An 8,788-nucleotide genomic window follows, 5' to 3' on the forward strand; every position below is an offset into this window, starting at 1 on the left:
TGGAGGTTAAGGAAATGCCCTTTACAATGAAAGGTTACCCCGAAAAATGGAAAGATTTTGAAGTAATTAAACGGCAAAAAGCGATAGAAATTGCGAATGCAATGTTAAAAGAAGGATATCTTGAAAAAGATGTTGTTCCTATTGCGGCGAAAAAAGCGAAAGATTGGTATCGAGCGTTATCGAAAGAAGAAATCAAAGCATTAGAAGAAGAGAACTTCGTACAATTCCATACAGCAACAATGGAAAAAACAGAGGTGGATAGTGAATATGCAACAACTGATAATGAAGAACATATTCAAGAACAATCAAATCAAGATAAATCGTACTTTGATAGCGAATCAATTGGCAACCAAAGTGGTGGCGTTCGACAAAGAGAACCGCTTATGGATGGTCCACATCCAAAAGTTGTGGAATCATTTAAAGACGTATAACATCTCTATCAATTAAACACTTGTACCTATATAACGGTAACAGGTGTTTTTTTGCGTTAAATCATTTTAAAATTACTTCCTATAATTGAAGGTTTTGATACATAATTCGAATTGTTTGAGTTTCTTTGTGCTGTTTCAGTATCAGCCCAAAGTTCGATAGTGTATTAGTATTATCTTAATAAAATGTTAGGTACAATAAAGATGATTATATATCGGAGGTTAGTATAAAAATGTATGTAGATCGAAAACCATCACTATATTTAGAGGATTTGCGACATGATTTTAAAAATAGTTTAAGTAAATTTGAAAATGGTGATGAAGCATTTGATACGTTATTAGGTTTCGTAGAGTTAGATCATATTTATTCGTCAGCACTAAAGGAAATAAGCACTAAACTGAGTATTTTAGACGATAATTTCAATCACATTTATAAACACAACCCTATACATCATATGGAGCGACGTGTGAAAGAAATGCGCAGTTTAATAGAAAAGCTTAATCGTAAAGGATTACAGATTAGCGCAGAAACTGCCAAAGAACATATACTGGATATTGCCGGAATTCGCGTAGTATGTAATTACTTAGATGATATTTATTTGATTGAAGAGATGTTGCTTAAACAAGAAGACGTACAATTGATAAAACGTAAAGATTATATTCAGCACCCTAAAGAAAATGGTTACCGCAGTTTACATATCGTTGTATCCATTCCAGTCTTTTTAGCAGAACGCGTTGAGGTATTGCCTGTTGAAATTCAAATTAGAACGATAGGTATGGATATGTGGGCAAGTTTAGAACATAAAATACGTTATAAAAACAATGCAGAGACGGAAAAGTATCGAGATTTACTGAAAGAATGTGCGACAGAGATTACTGAAGTTGAAGATAAATTACAACAAATTCATTCTGAAATAACAGAGTAGACGTTTAGTAGTAGTGTTGCTTAATTTGAGTGATTTTGTAAATCAACATGGTACGAAATCACAAAAATAAGACGCCTAGTATAATAAATTTCTTTAAAATGTAGAAAAAGTACTTGCTCGTGACGTCGGGTCATCAACTATGGTGATTGTAGGAGGTGGAATCTATGTCTAACTATTCGACTGGAGAACTCGCGAAATTATGCAATGTGACAACGCGAACGATTCAATATTACGATCGCAAAGGTATTTTGAAACCACAAGGATTTACAGAAGGAAAGCGTCGTGTGTATACAGAACAACAGCGACAAACATTAGAGTTAATCTTATTGCTTAAAGATTTAGGTTGTGCGTTAAGCGATATAGATATGTTGCTAAAAGGTGAAGGTACTTTGAAGACACTCAATACTTTACTAACTATGAAACAACAAGAAATTAATCAACAAGTCAAACAGCAACAAGCGGTATTAAACAAAATTAAAAATGTTCAATATTACGTAAATAAAGCGTCGACGTCTCCAATCACACATTTAAAAGACATAGAGCATGTCATGAGTAAATCAGCTGAAATGAAAAGTATTCGTCGTAACATTTGGATTAGTGCGGGTATTATAGGAATAATTCAATATTCTAGCATTATAAGTGCAATTTTGATGAAAAATAAATGGCCGTTTCTAATTGCGTTGCCGTTTATGATTGGATACGGCATTGGTGTTACTTTTTATTACCAACAAAAGGTTGCCTATTTATGTCCTAACTGCCAGCATATATTCTCACCATCTTTATGGCAAGTTATCAAAGCGAAACATACTGCTACAACACGTCGATTCGAATGTCCAAACTGTCATGAAACGCATTATTGCATTGAAGTACCTAAAGCGCATATGAGTACAGAACAATTAGAAATATCCCACATACAACATAACAATTAAATCATTCGTGTGATAGTGACCATTCCCTTTAAATTTACATTGAAAAGGGATGGTCACTATTTTAGTACGCGTAAAGAAAGCGCTTGCAAACGATTAAGAACTATATTAACATACTTGTATACAAGTATGTCGTGTAATGAAGGAGTGGCTTTGATGATGTATGGATATCCAGAGAAATGGTTGGAAGGTATGACAACTGGAGAAGGTATCGCGGCAGAATTACGCTTAGGTATTGTGAATGGTCACATAGCTGAAGGTACGTTACTCACTGAAAATCAAATGGCAAAGCAATTTAATGTGAGTCGTTCGCCAATTCGAGATGCATTTAAATTATTGCAACAAAATCAACTCATCCAATTAGAAAGAATGGGTGCACATGTGTTGCCGTTTGGGGAACAAGAAAAGAAAGAAATGTACGATTTGCGACTGATGCTAGAGTCTTTTGCATTTTCAAGAGTTAAAAATCAAGAGCGACTACCTATCGTAAAAGAAATGAAGAAACAACTTGAAATGATGAAAGTGGCAGTAAAATTTGAGGATGCAGAATCATTTACGAAGCATGACTTTGAATTTCATGAAACATTAATCAAAGCATCTAATCATCAATATTTAAACTCATTTTGGAGTCATTTAAAACCAGTAATGATGGCACTCGTTTTAACATCCATGCGACAACGTATGCAACAGAACCCGCAAGATTTTGAACGCATACATCATAATCATCAAGTGTTTATTGATGCAGTGGAACAATACGACAGTCAAATTTTGAAAGAAGCGTTTCACTTAAATTTCGACGATGTTGGTAAAGATATTGAAGGATTTTGGTTGAATTAAAATGAAAGAAAGAAGGATTTGTCATGAAATATATGATTGGTGTCGACATTGGAACGACGAGTACCAAGTCAGTCTTATATGATGAAAATGGAACATTCATCATGAAACATCAAATCGGCTATGATTTACACACACCAAACGTTGATGTCTCAGAAGAAAACCCAGATGAATTATTTGATGCGGTATTAATGACTATTAAATATGTTATGAGAGAATCCAAAGTTAATAAAGATGATATTAAATTTGTGTCATTTAGTGCGCAAATGCATAGCTTGATTGCGATGGATCAGAAACATCAAAGATTAACAAATAATATTACTTGGGCAGATAACCGCGCTGCAAAATATGCAACAGTAATAAATGAAGTGCATGATGGCAATGCGATTTATCAGCGAACAGGTACGCCTATTCATCCTATGTCGCCTTTAGTGAAAATTTTTTGGATGAAACATGAATGGCAAGATGTATTTCAACGTACTGCTAAGTTTGCAGATATTAAAACATACATTTTCTATCATTTATTTGATACATATATCATTGATTATTCAATGGCTTCCGCAACAGGGATGTTTAATTTAGAAACATTAGATTGGGATGTTGGGGCATTAGAATTGCTTGGTATTTCCAAGGAAATGTTGCCGGAATTAGTGCCAACAACGTACGTAATGAAAGGCATGAAAGAACGTTATGCAACATTAATGGGGCTTAATGAAGATACACCGTTTGTTATTGGTGCGAGTGATGGGGTCCTTTCTAATTTGGGTGTCAATAGCGTTGGTAAAGGAGAAGTTGCTGTCACAATCGGTACATCTGGGGCGATTCGTACTGTGATAGATAAACCGCGTACTGATTACAAAGGTAGAATATTTTGTTATGTCTTAACAGAGGACCACTACGTCATCGGAGGTCCTGTAAATAATGGTGGTGTCGTATTGAGATGGTTGCGCGACGAGTTGCTAGCGAGTGAAGTCGAAACTGCGAAACGTCTCGGTGTTGATCCTTATGATGTCTTAACTCAAATTGCAAAGCGTGTTAAACCAGGTGCAGATGGTTTAATATTCCATCCCTATTTAGCTGGAGAACGTGCGCCGCTTTGGAACGCAAATGCAAGAGGTTCATTCTTCGGTTTAACTTTATCTCATAAAAAAGAACATATGATTCGCGCTGCATTAGAAGGTGTTCTTTACAATTTGTATACCGTCTACCTTGCACTCATTGAAGTAATGAATGAAACGCCTAAGATGATAAAAGCAACAGGTGGTTTTGCGAAAAGTGAAGTATGGCGTCAAATGATGTCAGATATATTTGACACAGAGTTAGTGGTTCCTGAAAGCTATGAAAGTTCATGCTTAGGTGCCTGCGTGCTTGGACTTAAAGCTGTAGGTGACATTGAAGATTTTTCAATCGTTTCATCGATGGTCGGTGCTACAAATAATCATATGCCGTTTGAAGAAAATGTCGCTGTTTACCAAGAGCTCGTATCCATTTTTATCAATTTAAGTCGTTCTTTAACAGAGAATTATGAACAAATTGCAGATTTTCAACGCCAACATATGGCTGAAAATAAAACACAATAAATACGTCACTTAAGCATCTTAGATAAAGTTGTTGTGCCATGACTACTATATATTATGTGGAATACGTGCGCGACGACGGTGTTACATTCTATTGAAAAGAGAAAGAGGGGAATGTCATGTTTAACGAAATATGGCCGTTAATCAGTGTTGTTTTAGGTATCGTTATTTTATTAGTATTAATTATTGGGTTTAAATTAAATACATTTATTTCATTAATTATCACATCGATGATTACAGCGTTAATGCTAGGTATACCATTGACTAAAATTATGGAGACGATTGAGAAAGGGATGGGCAGTACGCTCGGCCACATTGCACTAATATTCGGTTTAGGTGCCATACTTGGGAAATTACTTGCTGATGGTGGTGGTGCAACTCGAATTGCAGACACGTTGATTCAAAAATTTGGTCAAAAACATGTACAATGGGCAATGCTTGTTGCAGCATTTATCGTCGGTATTGCATTGTTCTTTGAAGTAGGTTTAGTCTTACTGATTCCATTAGTATTTACAGTAGCAAAACGCGCAAATGTTTCAGTGTTAAAACTAGGACTACCTATGGTAACAGCTTTATCAGTGACACATGGCTTTTTACCACCACATCCAGGACCGGTAGTCATCGCAAAAGAATTAAAGGCAAATGTTGGAGATGTATTACTGTACGGAATGTTTATTGCCATTCCAGTTACACTCATTGCAGGACCTATATTTAACAAAGTTGCACAAAAAATGATTCCGTCTGCGTATACACGAGAAGGCGATATTTCAGCGTTAGGTGCACAAAAAGAATTTACGGATCAAGAGATGCCAGGATTTGGTATGAGTTTATTAACAGCAACATTACCAGTTATATTAATGTTAGTGTCTACGATAACGCAACTTGTAACTGGGCACGACAAACCTACAAATCTATTTGAATCTATCATTTATATGATCGGAACAGCAGGGACAGCCATGCTAATAGCAGTATTATTTGCAATCGTTACGATGGGATTAATGAGAAAGCGTAAGATGAATCATATTATGGAATCAGTGACGAATGCGATTTATCCAATCGGAATGATGTTATTGATTATTGGCGGTGGCGGTACATTTAAACAAGTATTAATTGACGGTGGTGTCGGAAATACAATTGCTAAAATGTTTGAAGGTACAGAGATGTCTCCAATTTTACTAGCATGGATTGTTGCAGCTGTGCTACGTATCGCATTAGGTTCGGCTACAGTAGCTGCGATTTCAACTACAGGTATTGTCTTACCATTATTACAATCATCAGATGTAAATGTTGCATTAGTTGTACTTGCGATAGGTGCAGGTAGTGTGATTTTGTCTCATGTAAATGACGCAGGATTTTGGATGTTTAAAGAATATTTTGGTTTAACTGTAAAAGAAACATTCTTAACATGGTCATTATTAGAAACGATTATTTCCGTTTCAGGTATCATCTTCATTCTATTCATCAGCTTATTTGTTTAACTAAATATTAAGTAAACGTGTTTTTAGGTAATTACAATATATTGCCTTGAAACACGTTTGTTTTTATGCGGAAAATCATCTGAAATAGTCAGAATCCGAACGATATAAAAAGTATATTGGGGATTTTAGTGTAATGAAAGGCGTTTCAAGACATGTTTTTGTGCGTATTGTACAGTCGGTAATTATGAAACACTTAGTATATTGTTTTAAATTAGATAATGATGAATTTAATTTTAAAAATAAGTATAAAAAATACAAGCCTTGTGTGACAAGGGTTTATGATGACTTGAATGCAATTTATAGGTATATTCCAAATAATAAAATTATCAATTAACATAAAATTAATGACAATCTTAACTTTTCATTAACTCGCTTTTTTGTATTGCTTTTAAAAACCGAACAATATAGACTTGCATTTATTAAGTTTAAAAAATTAATGAATTTTGCATTTAAAGGGAGATATTATAGTGAAAAACAATCTTAGGTACGGCATTAGAAAACATAAATTGGGAGCAGCATCAGTATTCTTAGGAACAATGATCGTTGTTGGGATGGGACAAGATAAAGAAGCTGCAGCATCAGAACAAAAGACAACTACAGTAGAAGAAAATGGGAATTCAGCTACTGATAATAAAACAAGTGAAACACAAACAACTGCAACTAACGTTAATCATATAGAAGAAACTCAATCATATAACGCAACAGTAACAGAACAACCGTCAAACGCAACACAAGTAACAACTGAAGAAGCACCAAAAGCAGTACAAGCACCACAAACTGCACAACCAGCAAATTTAGAAACAGTTAAAGAAGAGGTAGTTAAGGAAGAAGCGAAACCTCAAGTTAAGGAAACAACACAATCTCAAGACAATAGCGGAGATCAAAGACAAGTAGATTTAACACCTAAAAAGGCTACACAAAATCAAGTCGCAGAAATACAAGTTGAAGTGGCACAGCCAAGAACGGTATCAGAAAGTAAACCACGTGTGACAAGATCAGCAGACGTAGTGGACGCTAAGGAAGCGAAAGTGGAAACGGGTACAGATGTGACAAGTAAAGTTACAGTGACTGAAAGCTCTATCGAAGGACATAATAATACAAATAAAGTAGAACCTCATGCAGGACAAAGAGCGGTGCTAAAATATAAATTAAAATTCGAAGATGGACTAAAAAAAGGAGATTACTTTGATTTTACATTATCAAATAATGTAAATACCTATGGCGTATCAACAGCGAGAAAGTTACCAGAGATTAAAAATGGCTCTGTCGTAATGGCTACTGGTCAACTTCTTGGAGATGGAAAAATTAGATACACGTTTACAGATTACATTGATTATAAAGTGAATGTAACAGCAAATTTAAACTTGAATTTATTTATAGACCCTAGAATCGTTAAAAATAATGGTGAAGAAACACTTACTTCAAAATTAAATGGGAAAAATACTGAAAAAAAGATTGAAGTTGAGTATAAAGACGGAATTGGAAAGTATTATACAAACCTGAATGGGTCAATTGAAACATTTAATAAAGCGGATAATAAATTCACACATGTAGCTTACGTTAAACCGATAAATGGAAATAAATCTGAAAGTGTATCTATTACTGGTAGTTTGACACAAGGTAGTAATGTAAGTGGTGATTCACCCATTGTTAAAGTGTATGAGTATCAAGGTAAGGAAACGGATTTACCAAAGAGTGTTTCTGTAAACTTAACAGACAATTCGAAGTTTAAAGATGTTACAAGTGATATGCAAAATAAATTAACTGTGCAAGAAAACGGAAATTATCAGTTGAATCTAGAAAAATTAGATAAGACATATGTGATTCATTACACAGGAGAGTACTCAAAAGAAACAGATGAAGTTAACTTTAGAACTCAAGTATCTGCATATCCGGAGAATAGTTACAGATACTATTCTTATTATAATAATCACTATACATTAACTTGGGATAATGGATTAGTTTTATATAGTAATAAAGCTAATGGTGATGGAAAATATGGTCCAATCGTAGACTCCAATAACTTCGAATTCTCTGAAGATAGTGGTAATGGTTCTATCAGTGGACAATACGATGCGAAGCAAATTATTGAAACAGAAGAAAATCAAGACAATACACCGCTTGACATTGATTACCACACAGCTATAGATGGTGAAGGTGGTTATGTTGATGGATACATTGAAACAATAGAAGAAACGGATTCATCAGCTATTGATATCGATTACCATACTGCTGTGGATAGCGAAGCGGGTCACGTTGGAGGATACACTGAGTCCTCTGAGGAATCAAATCCAATTGACTTTGAAGAATTTACACATGAAAATTCAAAACATCACGCTGATGTTGTTGAATATGAAGAGGATACAAACCCAGGTGGTGGTCAGGTTACTACTGAGTCTAACTTAGTTGAATTTGACGAAGAGTCTACAAAAGGTATTGTAACTGGCGCAGTGAGCGATCATACAACAGTTGAAGATACGAAAGAATATACAACTGAAAGTAATCTGATTGAATTAGTGGATGAATTACCTGAAGAGCATGGTCAAGCACAAGGACCAGTCGAGGAAATTACTGAAAACAATCATCATATTTCTCATTCTGGTTTAGGAACTGAAAATG

At 34.9% G+C, this 8,788-nt stretch carries 8 protein-coding genes; all 8 read left to right on the forward strand.

All coding sequences use genetic code 11. The features are described 5' to 3' along the window. The first annotated feature begins 14 nt into the window (after positions 1-14). A complete protein-coding gene (locus tag IDG64_RS06265) occupies positions 15-431 on the forward strand; it encodes a DUF2188 domain-containing protein (protein WP_001117047.1) in 417 nt (138 codons plus the stop codon). 230 nt (positions 432-661) lie between these two features. Further along, entirely contained in the window at positions 662-1,354 is a 693-nt protein-coding gene (locus IDG64_RS06270) for a GTP pyrophosphokinase (protein WP_000289136.1), read from the forward strand. Positions 1,355-1,518: 164 nt separating this feature from the next. After that, complete coding sequence (locus tag IDG64_RS06275; protein WP_000074018.1) at positions 1,519-2,283, forward strand: MerR family transcriptional regulator; 765 nt, start codon at positions 1,519-1,521, stop codon at positions 2,281-2,283. Between the two features lie 153 nt (positions 2,284-2,436). Further along, on the forward strand, positions 2,437-3,117 hold the full coding sequence (locus tag IDG64_RS06280; protein WP_000990133.1) for a GntR family transcriptional regulator: 681 nt from the start codon (positions 2,437-2,439) through the stop codon (positions 3,115-3,117). Between the two features lie 23 nt (positions 3,118-3,140). Then, positions 3,141-4,694 carry a gluconokinase gene (gene gntK / locus IDG64_RS06285; protein ID WP_000876661.1) on the forward strand — a complete coding sequence of 518 codons (1,554 nt, stop codon included), beginning with the start codon at positions 3,141-3,143 and terminating at the stop codon, positions 4,692-4,694. 116 nt (positions 4,695-4,810) lie between these two features. Further along, on the forward strand, positions 4,811-6,169 hold the full coding sequence (locus tag IDG64_RS06290; RefSeq protein WP_000481419.1) for a gluconate:H+ symporter: 1,359 nt from the start codon (positions 4,811-4,813) through the stop codon (positions 6,167-6,169). Between the two features lie 382 nt (positions 6,170-6,551). Continuing rightward, complete coding sequence (locus IDG64_RS06295; RefSeq protein WP_001790696.1) at positions 6,552-6,653, forward strand: hypothetical protein; 102 nt, start codon at positions 6,552-6,554, stop codon at positions 6,651-6,653. Then, the coding region (locus tag IDG64_RS06300; RefSeq protein WP_206171293.1) for a fibrinogen-binding adhesin SdrG C-terminal domain-containing protein at positions 6,637-8,788 on the forward strand (2,152 nt) is incomplete at its 3' end. The genes IDG64_RS06295 and IDG64_RS06300, both read left to right, overlap by 17 nt.

Origin of the sequence: Staphylococcus sp. EG-SA-15 (assembly GCF_017151895.1) — a bacterium.
In the GTDB taxonomy this organism is placed as follows: Bacteria; Bacillota; Bacilli; order Staphylococcales; family Staphylococcaceae; genus Staphylococcus; species Staphylococcus aureus.